At 37.2% G+C, this 18,654-nt stretch carries 14 protein-coding genes and 3 pseudogenes; 10 read left to right on the forward strand and 7 right to left on the reverse strand.

Features of this window, described 5'->3' with window-relative positions:
* The first annotated feature begins 236 nt into the window (after positions 1–236).
* On the forward strand, positions 237–362 hold the full coding sequence (locus H6F45_RS26975) for a hypothetical protein (protein WP_277876968.1): 126 nt from the start codon (positions 237–239) through the stop codon (positions 360–362).
* 139 nt (positions 363–501) lie between these two features.
* Positions 502–864, forward strand: a complete 363-nt coding sequence (locus H6F45_RS08620) for a DUF6464 family protein (RefSeq protein WP_096566423.1) — start codon at positions 502–504, stop codon at positions 862–864.
* Positions 865–930: 66 nt separating this feature from the next.
* Here H6F45_RS08620 and fmt read toward each other — a convergent pair whose 3' ends face one another.
* Positions 931–1,932, reverse strand: a complete 1,002-nt coding sequence (gene fmt, locus H6F45_RS08625; RefSeq protein WP_190346954.1) for a methionyl-tRNA formyltransferase — start codon at positions 1,930–1,932, stop codon at positions 931–933.
* 523 nt (positions 1,933–2,455) lie between these two features.
* On the opposite strand from fmt, the pseudogene H6F45_RS26465 reads away from it, so the two are divergent.
* A pseudogene (locus H6F45_RS26465) lies at positions 2,456–2,566 on the forward strand (RNA-guided endonuclease TnpB family protein); the annotation flags it as partial.
* Between the two features lie 1,519 nt (positions 2,567–4,085).
* Positions 4,086–5,396, forward strand: coding sequence for a hypothetical protein (locus H6F45_RS08630; RefSeq protein WP_137666885.1), 1,311 nt, complete (start codon positions 4,086–4,088; stop codon positions 5,394–5,396).
* 405 nt (positions 5,397–5,801) lie between these two features.
* On the opposite strand, the pseudogene H6F45_RS08635 reads toward H6F45_RS08630, so the two are convergent.
* Positions 5,802–6,018: pseudogene (locus tag H6F45_RS08635) on the reverse strand (hypothetical protein); the annotation flags it as partial.
* A gap of 22 nt (positions 6,019–6,040) precedes the next feature.
* On the opposite strand from H6F45_RS08635, the pseudogene H6F45_RS26470 reads away from it, so the two are divergent.
* Positions 6,041–6,190: pseudogene (locus H6F45_RS26470) on the forward strand (DUF4114 domain-containing protein); the annotation flags it as partial.
* Positions 6,191–6,256: 66 nt separating this feature from the next.
* Here the strand turns inward: H6F45_RS26470 and H6F45_RS08645 are convergent.
* Positions 6,257–6,676 (reverse strand): NUDIX hydrolase, encoded by a 420-nt coding sequence (locus tag H6F45_RS08645; protein WP_137666882.1) that lies wholly within the window; start codon positions 6,674–6,676, stop codon positions 6,257–6,259.
* A 581-nt stretch (positions 6,677–7,257) separates the two neighbouring features.
* Between H6F45_RS08645 and H6F45_RS08650 the strand changes: the two genes are divergently transcribed.
* Complete coding sequence (locus H6F45_RS08650; protein WP_137666881.1) at positions 7,258–8,067, forward strand: SDR family oxidoreductase; 810 nt, start codon at positions 7,258–7,260, stop codon at positions 8,065–8,067.
* A 359-nt stretch (positions 8,068–8,426) separates the two neighbouring features.
* Here H6F45_RS08650 and H6F45_RS08655 read toward each other — a convergent pair whose 3' ends face one another.
* Both H6F45_RS08655 and H6F45_RS08660 read right to left on the reverse strand, forming a co-directional pair.
* Complete coding sequence (locus H6F45_RS08655; RefSeq protein ID WP_096572601.1) at positions 8,427–8,888, reverse strand: cupin domain-containing protein; 462 nt, start codon at positions 8,886–8,888, stop codon at positions 8,427–8,429.
* 118 nt (positions 8,889–9,006) lie between these two features.
* Positions 9,007–9,795 (reverse strand): cysteine hydrolase family protein, encoded by a 789-nt coding sequence (locus H6F45_RS08660; protein ID WP_096566437.1) that lies wholly within the window; start codon positions 9,793–9,795, stop codon positions 9,007–9,009.
* Between the two features lie 92 nt (positions 9,796–9,887).
* Between H6F45_RS08660 and H6F45_RS08665 the strand changes: the two genes are divergently transcribed.
* Positions 9,888–11,297 (forward strand): amidohydrolase, encoded by a 1,410-nt coding sequence (locus H6F45_RS08665; RefSeq protein WP_190346955.1) that lies wholly within the window; start codon positions 9,888–9,890, stop codon positions 11,295–11,297.
* Between the two features lie 253 nt (positions 11,298–11,550).
* Here the strand turns inward: H6F45_RS08665 and H6F45_RS08670 are convergent, their stop codons facing one another.
* On the reverse strand, positions 11,551–13,653 hold the full coding sequence (locus H6F45_RS08670; RefSeq protein WP_190346956.1) for a hydantoinase/oxoprolinase family protein: 2,103 nt from the start codon (positions 13,651–13,653) through the stop codon (positions 11,551–11,553).
* A gap of 297 nt (positions 13,654–13,950) precedes the next feature.
* On the opposite strand from H6F45_RS08670, the gene H6F45_RS08675 reads away from it, so the two are divergent.
* Both H6F45_RS08675 and H6F45_RS27320 read left to right on the forward strand, forming a co-directional pair.
* Positions 13,951–14,511 (forward strand): helix-turn-helix domain-containing protein, encoded by a 561-nt coding sequence (locus tag H6F45_RS08675; protein WP_242027357.1) that lies wholly within the window; start codon positions 13,951–13,953, stop codon positions 14,509–14,511.
* Between the two features lie 307 nt (positions 14,512–14,818).
* Positions 14,819–16,033, forward strand: coding sequence for a hybrid sensor histidine kinase/response regulator (locus H6F45_RS27320; RefSeq protein ID WP_137667070.1), 1,215 nt, complete (start codon positions 14,819–14,821; stop codon positions 16,031–16,033).
* 359 nt (positions 16,034–16,392) lie between these two features.
* On the opposite strand, the gene H6F45_RS08685 is transcribed toward H6F45_RS27320, so the two are convergent.
* Positions 16,393–17,478 (reverse strand): response regulator, encoded by a 1,086-nt coding sequence (locus tag H6F45_RS08685; RefSeq protein ID WP_190346957.1) that lies wholly within the window; start codon positions 17,476–17,478, stop codon positions 16,393–16,395.
* A 533-nt stretch (positions 17,479–18,011) separates the two neighbouring features.
* On the opposite strand from H6F45_RS08685, the gene H6F45_RS08690 reads away from it, so the two are divergent.
* Positions 18,012–18,542 carry a hypothetical protein gene (locus H6F45_RS08690; RefSeq protein WP_190346958.1) on the forward strand — a complete coding sequence of 177 codons (531 nt, stop codon included), beginning with the start codon at positions 18,012–18,014 and terminating at the stop codon, positions 18,540–18,542.
* The last annotated feature ends 112 nt before the right edge of the window (positions 18,543–18,654 follow it).

Raw genomic sequence — 18,654 nt, forward strand, 5'->3', positions numbered from 1 at the left:
TATAAATTGGTCGCTGGTAACTCTCAAGTTCCATCAATTTGTTAAGAAGTATTAACTAATTAGATACAAAATTACACAAAATTAAATGCGCTACAATTTTCTAGTAATCATCAAATATGTTATGTTTTTTTGACTTATTTTATGTAATATTACTGTAGAGTAAGATCAAAATTTTATCTCAGGAGATCAAGGAGTCGTAGGGGCTACGTAGGGGCGAAGCATTCGGAAAATAACCTGTGATACAAATTGACAATTTATCGCCCGAATGCTTCGCCCTTAAAGGAGTCAGGAGAAATAATTATAGTAAAGTAGGAATTGTGCGTCGCTATCTATCTCTGTTACACTTCAAAAGAAATTGTTAAATTTTTTATTAAGATGCAAATTGCTCAAAAATATAGTAAATCATTAATCATAATCCAGCCCTAGTCACCTATGGTAGAGGTTAATTCACCGATTACGATACCATTTTTAATAATGTAAATCCCATCACATAAACTGATTATGGAACCAGACTCTTTACCAACTGAGTTGATTTTAACAAACCCGCGTCAGTCTCTTGGTAGATTACAACTTGATTGGACACCCCAACCAGGGAACTATGTTGATTTTGAAGGTAAAACCTATGCAGTATTAGAGCGTCGTCATAGGTATCAGTTGAAAGCAGGACGCTACCGCCTACATAATATCGCTATTTATGTCCAAAAAGCTAAACGACCATCAGAAAAAAGTTTAGTAGCTGGACGTTGGGTTATAGGTGATGCTAGTTGTGATTACAATGCTCATTCAGAAATCATCCGCTGTGCAGTCAACCCAGATGGTCCTTGTGAGTCTTGTCGGTTCTATGAAAGTTCAGGTGACAGATGACAGGTGACAGGTGACAGTAAGAAGGCAAGAGGCAAAAGTTTATTCTTCCCAATTACCAATTACCCATTACCAATTACCCATTACCTCCCCTATGGTTAAACGAGTACCATTAACAAAGTCCCATCCTGACTGGAGACGTTTACCAGTTGGTTGAACTTCTCTTAACCATAACAACCCTTCCCCAGTTTGAACAATTGCTCCTATACCTTTGGCAATGTTTACTACTTCGCCAGGTTGGGTAGATACAGTTGACAAATCTGGTAAATTGTGTATTTTATCTCGTAATTGTTCTGGGAGTTCTTGAATATAAGCACGTTTAAGAGGAACTGTAGCAGTAATTCTCAAAGGTTGATTGCGAAAAGTTGTGACGCAGTTAGGATAAAAGCCTCTAATTTGATTATGTAATTTAATGGCACTTTTTGACCAGTCTAGGCTATAGTCTTCTTTTTGAATCAATGATGCATAATTGGCCAGAGAATCATCCTGGGGAATAGGTGTAATTTCCTGGCGTTCCCATTTTAATAAAGTTTCCAGCAATAAATCTGCACCTATAACCGCTAATTTATCGGCTAAAACTTGGGCATTCTCCAGTAAACCAATTGGTGTATTTGCTTTTAATAGCATATCTCCTGTATCCATGCCCACATCCATTAACATGGTTGTGATACCAGTTTCTTTTTCACCGTTATAGATACACCACTGAATAGGAGCAGCCCCTCGATATTGGGGTAAAATCGAACCATGTACATTGATACAACCCAATTTTGGCATATTTAAGATTTTCTTAGACAAAATTTGTCCATAAGCAACAACAACAAACGCATCCGCATCTAATTGTTGTAGTTGGTTTAAAGTTTCCCCATCTTTTTTAACTTTCTCAGGTTGCCATACTGGGAGATTGTGAGCATTAGCAAGTGTTTTGACAGGAGAAGGTGTTAGTTTATTCCCACGTTCTCGTCGTTTATCCGGTTGAGTGACAACTGCTAAAACTTCAATATCTGGATTATTCAGTAATTTTTCTAGAGTGGGAACAGCAAACTGGGGAGTACCAAAAAATACAACTTTCATTATTAATTTGTTGCGAGTTTTTAGCTAGGATTTACTAGTTAATATTAAATGCGTCACGATTCACTGACAACTGACAGCCCACAATGGACTAAATCACAATAACCGTGAAAAAGACGCAAAGCAATTTTGCTTTGAGTACATTAATTTTCGCTATTTAATGGTAGAATGTTTATTATAGGTGCTACAAAAAGTTCCTGAATAAAATACAACGACCCAACCAGCAGGTTAACCAAGATCAATCACTGATTGTATCTGCTGTTTACAGGTTCTAATCTTTTGTATTGTCTCATGGCAGGACAATTAAGCATCTACTCACCCAGCTTATAAGAAAATCGAGTGAGCCAAAACCACGCCCGATAAAGTATCTCCACCAAGTTCCGATACTTTATCGTACTTTAGGCGGTGGATGTAGGTGAATGCACTGCCCATGCGTGGGGCTATTATGATCCTGACTTATTTGCTTAGGGATTGACAGTTCCCCTAAATAATGCTATTTTTGGAGTAGGTCGAACTGGTAATAAACATGATTGTTTTCGAGTTCAAAGCCAAAGGCACAAAACAGCAACATCAAAGAATTGATGAAGCTATACGGATAAGCCAGTTCATTCGTAACAAGTGCCTACGGTTTTGGATTGTTTGTAACTGTGGGTGCATTCTTGATCGTGACCACAACGCTGCAATCAATATTTTGGCGAAGGCACTAAAACAGACAGGCTATGATTTAAGTACCGTCGGGCGGACGGAAACTTTTACCCTTCGACTGCGCTCAGGGTTAACGCTTGTGGAGAGATGACCCTCTACCCAGATTTGGTAACAAGTTTGGGCACGGTTGCTCATTGAAACAAGAATCCCCGTCTTTTTAAGGCGGGGAGGGTCAATTGATTGCAAGCTAATTTGTAACTGCTGAATTTGGTAGAGATAAAGGTGAGGTTTTTGATGTTGACCCGACTTTGCCAAAATTTTAAAGGAATAAATCAGTTTTAGACTTGACACTCTGAGTCCTAAAGGAGCGGATATTCTTGATTCAACGAGTCCACTTAGACTAGATCCCTTGCAGTTTCTAATCCAGAGGTGGTTCTCTCCTCAAGCGTTACTTAGGGAATGCCCTTTCCTAGTTGGATGATTCCAAATTTTGTTTGAGTTTAAATTCTGTGTCGTGTTTCGACTTACTTCGACTTACTTCGACTTACTTCGACTTACTTCGACTTACTTCGACACCGCCCTTCGACACCGCCCTTCGACACCGCCCTTCGACACCGCCCTTCGACACCGCCCTTCGACACCGCCCTTCGACACCGCCCTTCGACACCGCCCTTCGACACCGCCCTTCGACACCGCTCAGGACAGGCTCAGGACAGGCTCAGGACAGGCTCAGGACAGGCTCAGGACAGGCTCAGTACAAGTCGCTCAGTACAAGTCGCTCAGTACAAGTCGCTCAGTACAAGTGCGCTCAACACAAGTCTAGCTCCCATGTAGACGCGAAGCGGCTTCCCGAAGGGTAGATTTTACCTATTCCTAGCAAGGAACTAGAACTATGGAATAGAACCCACCAATCTTCAGTTGTCAAGGTATCGATTGCCGTTAGGCAGTTATGTTTTTATACAGGTTGATTACCTGCCCATGAAGGGGCAATCCGTTCGCCTACATCCACTGTTCCTTAGTACGATAAAGTATCAATGCCTTGCTCCGATACTTTATCTCGGTAGTTTTGGCTCACTTGATTTCCTTATAAACCTGAAGGAATGGATTAGCTCTTGCTAAAACATTTTTATCAGAATAAATGAATTTAGGCACTAGAATTAGTCACCTAACAGCGTAGTTTATATCCTGTCGGAAACTCCTATATTTGGTTATACCTATATTGTGGTCTACCTAAATATAGGCAGTTTTTAGATATAAATACTTATTTAGAGAATCCGAAAATGATTAACGTCGGTATTCTCTGTGATTATATTCACCTAAAAAAACTAAGTTATTTAAAGAATGTAAAGGGGTTAATTGATGATTAGAAAACTTTTGTAAAGTGATGCAAAATTTATCCAGATAATCTCGTTAGAGATTCTAGTTTGTTGTTATACATATAATCATAGCTTTTTCTCTTCCTGCATAGACATTGCTCCTCACACAGCCACTGCCCCTTAGAGAGTCCAATCATGCTGAAATCCCTTTTGCTGTCAGGATGGTTCCGCGTACAACCATTTTTTAAGTACGTTATCGTTGTTATATTAATTGCTCCCTTGGTAGGTGTATCAATTCACTCTAGCATAGCGAAACAATCACATTTAAAAGTAGGAAAGATTAGTACAGGAATTGGCCAATCTGATTCAAATTCCCAGGTAACGGCTATAGCTGGGAAAAATGATTTAAAGATAGGTAAAGTCAACTCCTTGGAAGCAAAATTTGGGAACTTTGGATCAGTAAATAAGCCTGTGAGTCAAGCAAAACAAGTATTACAGGCTGATAAAATTAATTCTGGGGCAGGACAACAAAATCAGCACTCAAATAGTAATTTACCTGTCAGCGATATTTTAGCGGTAGTAAAACAGGAAAACTTAGCAAAAATACCTACTAGTCAGAGAGATTTAATTCAAAAATTAAAAGATGTTAAGAGCCAGGCTTTACAGGGTGAGGTAAATTCTTTAGAACGTGCGAGTTTAGAGAATGAGGTATTAAAAACATCTGCAAGCACATCAAATATTAGAGAACCACAGCCATCCACAATGATGGAAATACCTGTAAATGAACAGCAACAGCAGTACGATACAGTACCAGATGATCCCATAAATAGTCCTCATCCAATTCCTTGGAAATGGATCATGATGACTCAAGAAGCTATAGGTGGTAAAGGGGGTTCTGGAGTGCGGCACTATCGCAGTATACCAGTGGTTTCTCCTGATGGTAGGTATGCGGTTTATAGCCGAGTGCAACTGGAAATACAACCGGAAATGCACAACAGCCGAGTTACCAGCTTGTTGTTTATCGAAGATCGGCAAACCAAGAGACTGCGGGTGATGTCAAAAACTGCTGCTGTTGGCGATCCCCTGTTAGATCAACAGATTTCAGATCAAGCTGATACCCAAGGGAAAATAGGGGTATTAGTTCCGGTTAGTTGGTCCGAAAAAGGCGATCGCTTTTTAGCCCGCAAATTTGTAGGTATGTTCAACACAGCAGACCTGACAGATCATGCAGTAATTTGGGAACGGCAAGAAAATCATACTCAAACCGTTGCTCCTGCCCAAGGAGAAGATGAGCATGAGAAAATAGCAATCTTGTTAGGGTGGAGTAAAAAACAACCTGATCACGTGCTATTCCGTGCGGGTGAACTAGGGGAAGAAAATTGGCCTTTGGTACAAGTTGCCAGTGATGGCAAAACTATCAATGTCAGCAACGACGGTGATCAACCTGTGACTTTTGGGACAAGAGATAGACAGGTTTGGGCAGAACCTCAAGTTGCGTCTAGATAGTTAGTCAGGAGATCAAGGAGTCAGGAGTCAGGAGGCAGAAGAAGCAGGGGGGAAGGGGGCCCTCCTCACAGGGGTAGGTTTTTAATATTATCTATTAAGGCAGGACCTGGAAGACAAGGAGGTATTGTAGACAAGGAAGATTTTCTACAAAAAATGTACTTCGGCTTCGCTCAGTACAAGGTCTGTTTAGCCTCAGTTTTTGTTACCAATTGTACATTATTGGTACGTATTTCCTCCCTTGTCACCTTGTCTGCCTTGTCCTCCAAGTCTTGCCCTCACGACAATGTAAAATACCTACCCTTGTGAGGGGAAGGGGGCAGGGTGCAGGGGAGAAGATTTATCCCCCTTGCTCCCCGCTCCCTGCTCCTTGTCTTATTTCCTGTTCCCTGTTCCCCGCTCCCTGTTTTAAGCTGATTTAAAAAATCTAATAATTTCCCGCACATGATCCAGAAATTGCCCATCAGTAGAAAGTTGAGCTATAGCATTTCTGGCTTCTCTCGATATTCGTTCATGTTCAGTATGGTTTATCGCCCTTAATTCTTCCTTCTAAACTAGCGACAACACGCGCTAATTCTTTATGGGTTTCTTCACTAAACCTTTGGTTATTTGCTACTAAAGAATAACCATTCAATGACCCAGAAGTTTATTTTACATTCTTAGGTGCTAACCCTGGTCGTGTAGATCATGTTCGACTTTTGGGAGATAACACCTTTGGCTTTGAAGATTTACCAAATGGGGGAGACTTGGATTACAACTATATAATTGTCAAAGTTAACTTGTCATCCATAGTTTAGAGATAACAAATATAGAGACGTTTAATGAAACGTCTCTATAATCATGATAAAAATGTTAAATAAATATTAAACTTTGACTTGCTCTTTTGAAGTTTGCAAAATTCTTTTAAGAGAATTTTCTTTGACTATCATGGCAGCGTGATTAATATCTAACCATATCCTTTCTCTTTGAGATGCTTCTGGCCAGTCTTCTAATACTTGATCTACTGGCAACCAAAATAAATGAACCCGGTAAATATTACCACGTTTACTATATTTATAAGCACCGATTTTTTCAGTATTTACCCGACCAATAACCCCTGCTTCTTCCCAAGCTTCTTTAGCTGCTGAATCAGGTGGAGTCATCCCTTTGCAAACTCCTCCTTTGGGAATTACCCAACTTTGCCGTTTACGATTAGTGATTAATAAAACTTCTACTTTTCCATCTCGGACACGATATGGAATCACTCCTGATTGTTTACAAATTTTATTGGTTTTTCTGCTCATAGAAGTACATTCCTGATACATTAACTTCTAGATTGTAATTACTGCCATATCTACAAGGCGATCGCTATGGTCATGTTGACAATTTTTACTATATGTCTTTGGTTACATCTTTCACGCTGTTAATTGGTTATTCCGTATAATTTTTCACCAAGTTTGACTATTGCTCCTTTGTGATGGTATTTCATATCCAATTAACAGGATAATTATATTGTCATGAAAGCAAAGCCTTGAACGTATTACTCGATTATATTAATTAAAACCAACTGCGGAGGAAAGCCATATTGGCAATAAAATAGTGTAATTATAGTGTCAGTTATGTAAACTCAACTGCCAACATTTTGGTTAATTGAACCAGAAAAACCGCCATTAAAGCAGATTATCGCTGGGGGTGTGATTTTGCCAGATGGACAAATTGCGATCGCTCGCTGTTGTACATTTACAAACTGGTATTTATGTTTTTTAACCTGCTGCTGATGGAAACCGACAGCTGAATACTTACGTTAATTTAACACATCTCATTGAAGATTGGTATATAATATAAATCAGTTTTTTTAAACATAACTAACAACATAAAAACTTTCATGGCAGATTTAATATTAGTTCCGGGTGCAACTGGTGGTGTAGGACAACTTGTAGTTAGCAAACTTTTAGAAAAAGGTTTGTCAGTTCGCATTCTCACACGGGATGCAAACAAAGCTGCAAAAATGTTTAATGACAAAGTAGAAATTTTTGTTGGTGATATCCGCGAACCCAATACCCTCTCACCAGCAATGTTAAATATCACTTCTATTATCTGTTGTACGGGAACTACTGCTTTTCCTTCTGCTAGATGGGAGTTTGATTCATCTGTGAATCCCATTGATTTTGGTTTAGCTTTGTTTGATACTCAACCACTTGAAAATAAAGCTAAAAATACACCTTTAAAAGTTGATTCCCAAGCTGTAAAAAATTTAGTTGCAGCAGCACCGAAAATTTTAAATAGATTAGTGTTTGTTTCTTCCTGTGGTATTCTCAGAAAAAATCAGTTTCCTTTTAATATTCTCAATAAATTTGGTGTGCTGGATGCGAAAAAGGAAGGTGAAGACGCTATCATTAATTCAGGTATTCCCTATACAATTATCCGCCCTGGTAGGTTAATTGATGGACCTTATACTTCTTATGATTTGAATACTTTACTCAAGGCAAAGACAGAAGGTAAATTAAATGTAGTCTTGGGTAAAGGTGATCAACTTTCTGGTGATGCTAGTCGCATTGATGTGGCTGCTGCTTGTGTGGAAAGTTTGTTTTATCCCAGTGCTGCTAATCAGGTTTTTGAGTTAGTTAATCAAGGAACAAGACCAAATGTAATTGACTGGGAAAAGCTTTTTTATCAATTGACAATTGACAATTGATAATTGATAATTGTTTCATTCAAGGCTTCCGCCGTGAGCGTCAGCCGATAGCGTAGCGTGGCGTTAGCCATACGGTTTAAAACCTCCCCTTTCAAGGGGAACAAAACAAAAAAAAAATCCGCTTTGTCATTGTCAATTTTTAATTGTTAATTGTCCATTATTGAAATATCCCCAAATCCTTGATTTTTTCTGAGACTTTGAGGATATATGGATTCCAATACTGCTCGGTTAAGGATTTTCGTAGGTTGGGTTGAACAAAGTGAAACCCAAAGAACCCTTGTAAATGTTGGGTTTCGTTCCTTAACCCAACCTACATAATTTATTTTTTTGAGCTTAACCGACAAGTATTGATATGGATTCTAGTTTTCAACGAATTTCAAAGAATCTAATCTTCCTAAAACCGCCATATCTTCAGCATCCAATTCTACAGGTATACCACTCCTAATTAGTTCTGAAAAGTCTTCATTAGGAACCATAATTGTTAGTATGTAAAGACGATTTTTACCTGTATTTCTAATCAAATGAGTGCCATTTGGTGGAACTAATAAACTATCTCCGGCCTTGATAGGTACTTTTTTGCCATCACAAATTGCAACTCCTTCTCCTTTGAGAATAAAAAACATTTCCACTGCCCATTGATGGCGATTTGGTGGAGTTTGTCCCCCAATATCAAAGATTTCTACACAACAAGTTAAGGAAGTATTTGCAGTTGTGGAATCAAAGATAATTGCTAACCGATTTGTATCACGGGGATTGATACGGTATGCTTGATAATCTTGGGGAGATTTGATAACTGGAATTACACAACTTGTAGTAACCATATATTTGGTAATTGGTGATTGGTGATTGGTGACTGGTGATTGGTGATTGGTGATTGGTGATTGGGTATTAATCAATCCAAAATCTAAAATCCAAAATCTAAAATCCAAAATCTAAAATCTAAAATCTAAAATTATGCTGACTACTGACTCCTGCTATAATTGCCGAAGAATCAGTAACAAAACCAAAGCATTGTTTAACGTTGTACAAAGTTGCTAACCAACAATATTCTGGTGAAGTTGTGGCTGTACAATCTTGGACTAAAATGCAGTCGTATCCTAAAAAATTAGCATCACATAAAGTTGTGAGAACACATTGATCAGCATTGACACCCGCAAATAATATTGTCGTTATTCCTAAGTTTCTGAGAATACTATCTAAGGATGTATCCCAAAACCCACTCATGCGATATTTATCAATGCAAATATCTGTCTCAAGTTGTTCTAATTCCTCTACTACCGCCGCTGCCCAGCTATCTTTCATCAGCACCTTTGCACCGTTTTTAGGTAGGCTATCACCTAATCCTACACCTTCACCGGTGGGATTATAAACATGAAGCAAACCTGCACTAATATTGAGTAAGTCTGGTCTATTACCCCAATTTAACCAAATTATTGGCACATTAACAGCCCGCAATTGTGGTAATAAGTTTTGTAAAGGTACTATGGGTTGACGTGCGGGGGTGACATCCACACCAATATGCGCTAACCAGCCATCAGGATGACAAAAGTCGTTTTGCATATCAATAATGATAATGGCGGTTTTTGCCAAGTCGATACGCACAGTTTTGGTTTCTGTTGTTAAAATAACGGGTTGTGGGGTTTTTTGCGGACGAGTAATATCTGCAAAGCTTTCATTGACTTCCCAAGCGTTGGGGTAAAATCCTAGTGTTCGTAAGGGTAGATTCATAATTGTTGGCACCCAAGATCATTGATTCTTTTGTAACTTGAAATAATCATAATTGTGCAATTGCTTAATCAACGTTAAAAAAGGTGAAAATCATGAACTTTACTATTAAAAAAGCTTTAATTGCTGTTACAGATGGTTACACAACTTTAGATGTTCAGGTTGTTAATGGTATCATCGCTGCTATTGGTGAAGATTTGGATGTGATTGGTACTGCAATTGACGGTGAAAATAAACTGCTGCTACCTGGTTTTTTCAACGCCCACACCCATTCTTCGGAAAAGTGGCAACGGGGAATAATTCCACCTTTACCTTTAGAATTATGGTTGGCGTATTTGTATGATTTTTCTCTTCTGGATATTGAACAAGTTTATCTCAGCGCCTTGGGTACGGCTGCGGAAACTTTGCTGTCTGGGGGAACAAGTGTTGTAGATCATTTGGTGTTAATTCCTGATAAAGAGTTAGAAACTATTTCTACTGCTGTTCGCGCTTATCAAGAAATAGGAATTAGGGCTTTTATTGCTCCTTTAATTCAAGATGAATCTTTAACTGCGGGGATGCCAGAAGGTAAATTTTTAGAAAATCATCAACCTTATTTTCGTTCTCCTGCGGAAACATTAGCAATTATAGAAGAAGCTGTTATTAAGTTTCATCGTCCAGAGGAAGGTATAACTATTTTAGTTGCACCGACGGGAATTCAATTATGTACTGATGCTTTATTTACGGGTTGTATTGAGTTGAGCGATCGCTACAATCTTTGTCGTCATTCGCACTTATTGGAAACTAAAGCCCAGGAAAAGTTAGCATTAGAAAAATATGGTTGTAGTGCGGTTGAACATTTAAATCATATTGGATTTTTGCATGAAAAAACCAGTTTAGCTCATTGCGTTTGGTTAACTGATGCTGATATTCAAATTTTGGCAGAAACCAAATCTACTATTGTTCATAACCCGTTAAGTAACCTGCGTTTAGGTAGCGGTATTGCACCGATTTTAAAATATATTCAAGCAGGGGTAAATGTAACTTTTGGTTGTGATGGTGCTTCTAGTAATGACTCTCAAGATTTGTTAGAAGCGATTAAAATAGGTTCTATTTTACATAACGTGACTGATTTTGATTATAAATCCTGGATTACACCACGTCAAGCGGTAGAAATGGCTGCTTTAGGTGGTGCAAAAGGATTAGGGATTGATGAAAAATTGGGGTCTTTAAATGTGGGTAAAAAAGCAGATTTAGTACTTTATGATTTAACCAGTTTATCTTTGCTTCCTCGTACAGATCCCATTGGTTTATTAGTATTAGGTCGTCCTGTAAATGTTGTTAATAGTGCTTGGGTAAATGGTAAACAAATTATTGATAATGGGAAATTTACAACTATTAATGTTGATGAATTGCGAAAAGAATTATTTAACCGTAGTCAGTGGGTAAGTCGGGGAAAATCACCAACTTTAGAACAAATTGAGGTTCATTATCGTCGAGTGATGGGCTTATCAATTGACAATTGATAATTGATAATTGATAATTGTTTCATTTTTTTAAATCCTCTTCCTTTCAGGGAGAGGTAATTATCAATTGTTCATGATTGAAATATTTTTTTTGTAAGTATGTCAACCTTAAAAAACCTCATATCCAGATCCCCTACTTCTTTAAGAAGTAGAGGATTTATACACCTTCCTGTTTTACGTTTAATAATATAAAACAATGCGGCTTTTGGGAAATAAATCAACCAACAACCTGACATTTTTTAAAACGAAAAAACTAAACAAGGCGTTGTAAAATTAAATGATTACGCTCAGTTAATATTGCTTTCCAGTTCGGTTCAACGACAATTGTGCTAATTTTTTCCACAATTATTGCAGCACCATTTATATGATCTCCTGGTTGTAAATGTTCCCGAAGATAAACTGGTGTATCATGCCATTTTTGTTCAGTAAACATTTGGACTATTTCCACTGGTTGGGGTGTTTTCTGTTGTGGGCGTTGACGAATAATTACAGGTTCTTCAGGCGTATCCATTTTTTGGATGACTTCTACAGAAATGGATTCAACAATTAAGGGTTTTTCTGTTTGAATGAAACCATACCTTGATTTATGTTCGTTTTCAAAATTATTTTGCATGAATGCCACATCTAAGGTAAAATCTACTGTGATAATTGAATTATTACCCTCATATTTTAAATTAACTTTTTTAACTACTACTTCTTCTAGTTTCGTTTCTTGTTGTTTGTTTAACTCCCTTCTGGATTGGTCTTCTAAAGATGCCATTAATTGCTGTAAGTGGGGAATTAATGATTGATTTAAAGGGTGTTCTACTCCTGTTAATTTGGTAACTCTCACATCAGCTAAACCCATACCATAAGCAGAAAGTACCCCAGCAAAAGGGTGTAAAAATATCTGTTTCATTCCTAAAGTATCAGCAATTAAACAAGCAACTTGTCCACCTGCACCCCCAAAACAACAAAGTACATATTGAGTGACATCATAACCACGTTGGAGGCTGATTTTTTTAATAGCATTGGCCATATTTTCGACAGCAATAGAAATAAAACCCGATGCTACTTGTGCGGGAGTTCGATAATTTCCAGTGAGAGATGCAATATCTTCAGCTAATTGTGTAAACTTCTGAATTACTATTTCTTTATCTAGGGGTAATTTCCCTTCACTACCAAAAACTGCGGGGAAATATTGAGGTTGAATTTTCCCTAACATGACGTTAGCATCTGTGACTGTTAATGGTCCTCCACGTCGATAGGAAGCGGGTCCAGGATTTGATCCAGCAGATTCTGGTCCGACACGATAACTAGAACCGTCAAAAAATAAAATTGAACCACCACCCGCAGCAATAGTATTAATTGCTAATACGGGAACTCGCATCCGCGCACCGGCAATTTCTAAATCTAGTTGTCTTTCATATTCTCCTTTAAAGTGAGCAACATCTGTACTTGTTCCTCCCATATCAAAGGTAATTACTAAATCAAATCCTGCTCTTTTGCTAGTTTGAACTGCACCAACAATACCACCAGCAGGGCCACTTAAAATACTATCTTTACCTTGAAATTGTTCTGCATCGGTTAACCCTCCATCAGATTTCATAAACATTAATCTGACATTGGGTAAATGACTAGCTACTTGGTTAACATAGCGACGGAGGATAGGAGTTAAATAAGCATCAACAACAGTTGTATCTCCTCTACTCACAAGTTTCATTAAGGGACTGACTTGATGGGATACTGAAATTTGTGTAAAGCCTATTTCTTCGGCAATTTGGGCTATTTGTTGTTCATGTTGGGGATAGCGATCGCTGTGCATCAAAACAATGGCACAACTTCTAATTCCTGTGTTGTAAACTTTTTGTAAATCCTGTTTAACTTGTGCTATATTGACTGGTATTAATTCATTACCTTGGGCATCATATCTTTCATCTACCTCAATTACCTGTTCATAAAGCATAGTGGGTAAAATAATCTGACGAGCAAAGATATTTGGGCGGTTTTGGTAGCCAATTCTTAACGCATCTTTAAAACCTTTGGTAATGAGCAAAACAACCCTATCACCATGTCTTTCTAACAGCGCATTGGTAGCTACTGTTGTTCCCATTTTGACAACTTCTATATTTTGATAGGGAATCTGTTCATTACCGGATATGCCGATAATATCCCGAACTCCTTGAATAACTGCATCTGCATATTGTTCAGGATTTTCTGATAATAATTTATAGACTATTATCCATTGCTGATTAGGCAAAGGAACAATTAAAAAACGTTCTGGACAATTTACAAGTCGATCTATTATTGTTTGATTATTGGTGACAGCGACAATATCTGTAAATGTGCCACCCCGATCAGCAAAAATTTTCAACATTACCAAAATTCCTCAATAATATATAATATATATAGCAATACCTATGCCAATTTTCCAAAGATAGGTCTGAAACCCAATAAAATCGTTACGATATCAATAGGGTTTCAGAGTTTTGGCGAAGGTATTGATATAGCAAATTCGTTTTTATTTCTGAAGAGATTGGTGTGGGCGGGAAATTTTAGATGTTAGATTTTAGATTGGATATAACAAAAACAATCCAAAATCCTTGCATCGAAAATCCAAAATTAAGAACTCCTGCCTCCTTTCCTTAGTAATAATACGGTGAGTTCTCACTTTATGCTACTAGGATTCAAAACCCAACTCAAAGTTAACAAGCAACAACGACTACTACTGGCGCAACACGCAGGAGTAGCCAGACACGCTTGGAATCAAGGTTTAGCACTTTGTCAACAGGTATTATTACATAACAAACTTAATCCTCAAGACAAAATCAAATTTCCCACAGCTATAGATTTACATAAATGGTTAGTAGCAGCCATTAAATCTACCCTTCCTTGGTATTATGAAGTTTCTAAATGCGCCCCTCAATACGCATTAAGATATCTGTCAGATGCCTTTAAATCCTTCTTCAAAAAAAGTAAAGGCTTTCCTAAATTCAAGAAAAAAGGGAGACAGGATTCTTTTACCTTAGATGGGGCAATTCATATTGACTATAGAAAAATCAAAGTCCCTGTAATTGGCTGGCTAAAAACTTATGAAATTCTCCCGACAGGATATAAACCGAAATCTGTCACCATAAGTAAACAAGCTGATAAGTGGCCATGTCTGCCGACAGGCAGGTTTATCTCTTGGAAAATAGAAATAGGGTTTGCTGAAAAAGTTATCTGTGAGGGCTAGGAGTATGGCTAACGCCACGCTTATTTCGACTGCGCTCTTTGAGGATCATAGCACCTAAAACCAGGCGCAATTTTAATTTTCATCATCCTCAATCCCTTGATTTATCTAGGTTTTACATTTATTCAGCATCCCCGAAATAGAAAAGCTAACAGCAGTTAGCGGTCAGCCGTAAAACCCTTTTAGTGCAAGGCTCTGTGATGAAAATTTTTATCTTATTTACCTACAATATGCTGTATTACTAATTAACAATGAATAATAACCAACTACCAATTATTAATCACCAATCGCCAATCATAAGGAAGAAACTGTGAAAATTTTAACTAACCATAGCACTATTTTAGTAGTTGACGACAATCCTATTAATTTAAAACTTCTGGATTATACCTTGAGTGCCGCAGGATATAACGTCAAAATGGAAGCAAATGGACTAAATGTGATACAGAAAGTTGATGATATTATGCCTAATTTAATTCTGCTAGATATTATGTTGCCTGATATTAGCGGATTTGAAATTTGTGAGCAACTTCAAGCCGATCCTCGCACGCAGTCGATCCCGATAATTTTTATGACTGCTCTGGCTGATACTATGGATAAGGTGAAAGGTTTAAGTCTAGGTGCTGTTGATTATATTACTAAGCCCTTTCAAAAAGAAGAATTACTAGCCCGTGTACGTACGCATTTACATTTACAGAGTTTAATTACATCTTTAGAACGGCAAAACCAGGAACTCAGACAACTGACACAACGTAATGAGGACTTAGAACAGAGAGTGGCAGAACGAACAGCAGAATTACAAGCAGCACTAGAAAAAGAAAAAGAATTAAGCCAATTGAAATCTCGGTTTATTACAATGGCATCCCACGAGTTTCGTACACCTTTAGCCATTATTTCTTCATCATCGGGTATTTTGCAAAAATTTAGCGATCGCCTGAGTGCAGAAAGAAAAGAGCAACATTTCCAAACCATCCAAAACACCATTAAGCATATAACCCAAATACTGGATGATGTACTGATGATTAACCGCGCCGAATCCGAGAAAATAGAATTACATTTAGAAGCATCAGATATTATCGCTTTCTGTCGTCATCTCAAAGAAGAAATCGAAACTACGAGTAACCAACATACAATTAATTTCTATTTAGATTTAGGCGAGGAAATTATGGAAAATTATCTGATTATTCAGTTTGATGAAAAAATTTTACGGCAAATTCTCACCAATCTCCTGACTAATGCTATTAAGTATTCTCCGTCTCACAATTTGGTTAATTTTAGTTTGACTAAAAACAATAATCAAATATTATTTAAAATTAGCGATCGCGGCATTGGTATTCCTGAAGCAGATCAAGCTAATTTATTTGAACCTTTTCACCGAGCATCTAACGTTGGTACAATTGTAGGAACTGGTTTAGGGCTGGCCATAGTCAAAAAATGTGTGGATCTGCACCAAGGGAAAATTAACGTAGAAAGTCGTGCGGGAGAAGGAACAACATTTACAGTTAGTCTTCCTTTTTTCAAAGGATAATTAATATCACGTCTAGTTAAACAATTAACATATCTGTTGAGGCTGGTAATTGGTAATTGATAATTGGTAAGTAGGTAGGCACAAAAAAACCAAACTATGTAAAGCAGGACTTACACAAAAAATAACGAAATTAGGGGTAATTCATGAATTACCCCTACGCAAAAATCATGTTTGTAGCCCAATCTGGCGTAATTACTATCAAGATAAGTAAGTAAGTTGCTGGGAAAAAACAGAAGTATGTAACAAAGAATAAATTAATCAAAAACCTCTTGCCTCTTGCCTGTCATCAGGACAATTTTTAGCGCCCACCTACTTATTAATTGTCAATTATCCATTATCAATTGATCATAATGTTATTATCACTGGGGAAGCATAATTTTAATAATAGTTTCTGCTCCTGGTATACTCTCAATTAAAAACTTTCCTCCATGCAGTTCCACTAACCTCTTAGCAATTGATAATCCCAGTCCAGAACCTTGTTGTTCATACATTTTACGTTCAAACTGGACATAAGCCCCAACTCTAGAAATTTGCTCTTTGGTCATTCCTCTGCCGTAGTCAATCACATATAAATGATAGGAATTATTACTGCTATAGCCGATAATTTTTACTGGTGTATTAGGTAGAGAAAATTTCAAAGCATTATCAATTATTTCCTCAGCAATTTTACTGAGTCTGACAGGAGAAACTTTGACTATTGCATCAGATATTTCTATACTCAAATCTGCTGTTCTATGTGCTTTTTCAGCAATTTGTACAGCTACATTTTTCATAGTTGATTTGACAAAACTTTTGACTCCATTATTACGAAGCCGTTCCACTTTTTCTGGATCAGATGCTATTAATTCCAAGTCTGCATACATCAGGAAGTTAATAGTTAGTCTATGTAACCTCAGAGCAGCTTGATGAATGGATCCTAAAATTTCCAGATTTTCATGGGAAAGGTTTTCCTCAAGCATCAATAAATTTGAGAATCCTAAAATATGATTCAGAGGAGTATTGATTTCATGGGGAAGTGAATGACTGATAGAACTGCTTAAATCATTTAATTTTTTTTGAGTTCGTTCATCTACTATTGCTTGTTTATCCAATCGAGTATTAATTGCTTGTAGTAATTCATCTGGATGAAAAGGCTTAGTTAGGTAATCATCTGCACCAAGTTCCATCCCTCGACGTAAATCTGATTTATCCGCTCTAGCAGTTAAGAAAATTAAAGGAATGGTTGCAGTAGAAAAATCCTGACGAAGTTGAGTTAAGACACTATAGCCATCTAACTCGGGCATCATCAAATCACAAATAATTAAATCAGGATGTTTATCTTTAGCCAATTGCACACCCTGTAAGCCATTTTCTGCAATTAGTGTATCAAACTCTGAGAGTTCTAAAATTTCTTGGATATTGTTTCTGATTTCAACTTCATCTTCAATAATTAAAATGTTTTTCATTTTTTGTTTCCCTGATATTATTTGGTAGATGGATTAAAAATAAGGATAACAACTCAGATTGCCTTTTGCTTTAATCTTGATACTTGATTATGACTAATTGTAAGCTATTTGCGCTTCGTGATAAATGAGGAATAACTGACTTAATATAATTTAGCTGATCCTACTGTCCACTTAGAAAGTCTTACCGTAGATATACTTACAGTATATCAGTAGGTTGCAGGGATTGAAGGGATTGAATATTCAACTTACACAAGTTAGGACTTACGCAATATTGTACTAAAAATATTGTACTAAAAATATTGTACTAAAAATATTGTACTAACAACCTGATTCTTGGGTAGGGGTAATTCATGAATTACCCCTACTTTCCTTCTATTTTGCATAAGTCCTGCAACTGTGAATGTGAACAATTTACGAACAATTTACGAACAATTTACGAACAATTTACAGTCCAATAATTTTCACATCTTCAACCGGACTAGGGCTAAAAATAATAGAATTAATGACTAATATAATATCTGCCAAAAATGCTTATGAGAATTTCGTTTTTTAGGTTTTTGCTAACTTCTCTGTGGTTGATGGTTGCCTTTTTACCTACAAATTTGCAAAATAGGAATACAGTTTTAGCGGAAGCACCCCCAGAAGTTTCTCAATTAGTTAATGGTAAACAGATTAATGTTAGTAAATCTGAATTTGGAGTGAGAATAGTAGACTCCCAAGGTAAAGCTAATTTTTTTCCCACCACCAAAGTACCTTTAAAAAAAGGTGATGCTTATGGTTGGAGAATGACACTACAAAATTACCAGGGTAAAGTCAAATGGCGGGAAGTTTTACGTTTACCAAAAGCCCCAGAAACTTGGGCTACACCGGAGAAGGATGAGAATTTTTCCCTATCTGCGGATGGTAGTACAGCCATCACAACGCGGACGCAAACAGTTAAAAATGGTGTGATTGAAAATTACTGGAAAATCGCTCCTGGTGATCCTCTTGGTAAACACAGAATAGAAGTTTATGTTGATGATCGTCTGATTTCTATTTTTGAATTTGAAACTGTAGAATTTTAACATTTCTCGTTCCCATATTCTGTATTTTCTCGTTCCCATACTCTGTATGGGAATGAATTATAGAAGGCTCTGCCTTCAATAAAAAAACAGAGGCAGAGCCTCTGTAATAGCA

The sequence above is a fragment of the Sphaerospermopsis sp. FACHB-1194 genome, assembly GCF_014696235.1.
In the GTDB taxonomy this organism is placed as follows: Bacteria; Cyanobacteriota; Cyanobacteriia; order Cyanobacteriales; family Nostocaceae; genus Sphaerospermopsis; species Sphaerospermopsis kisseleviana.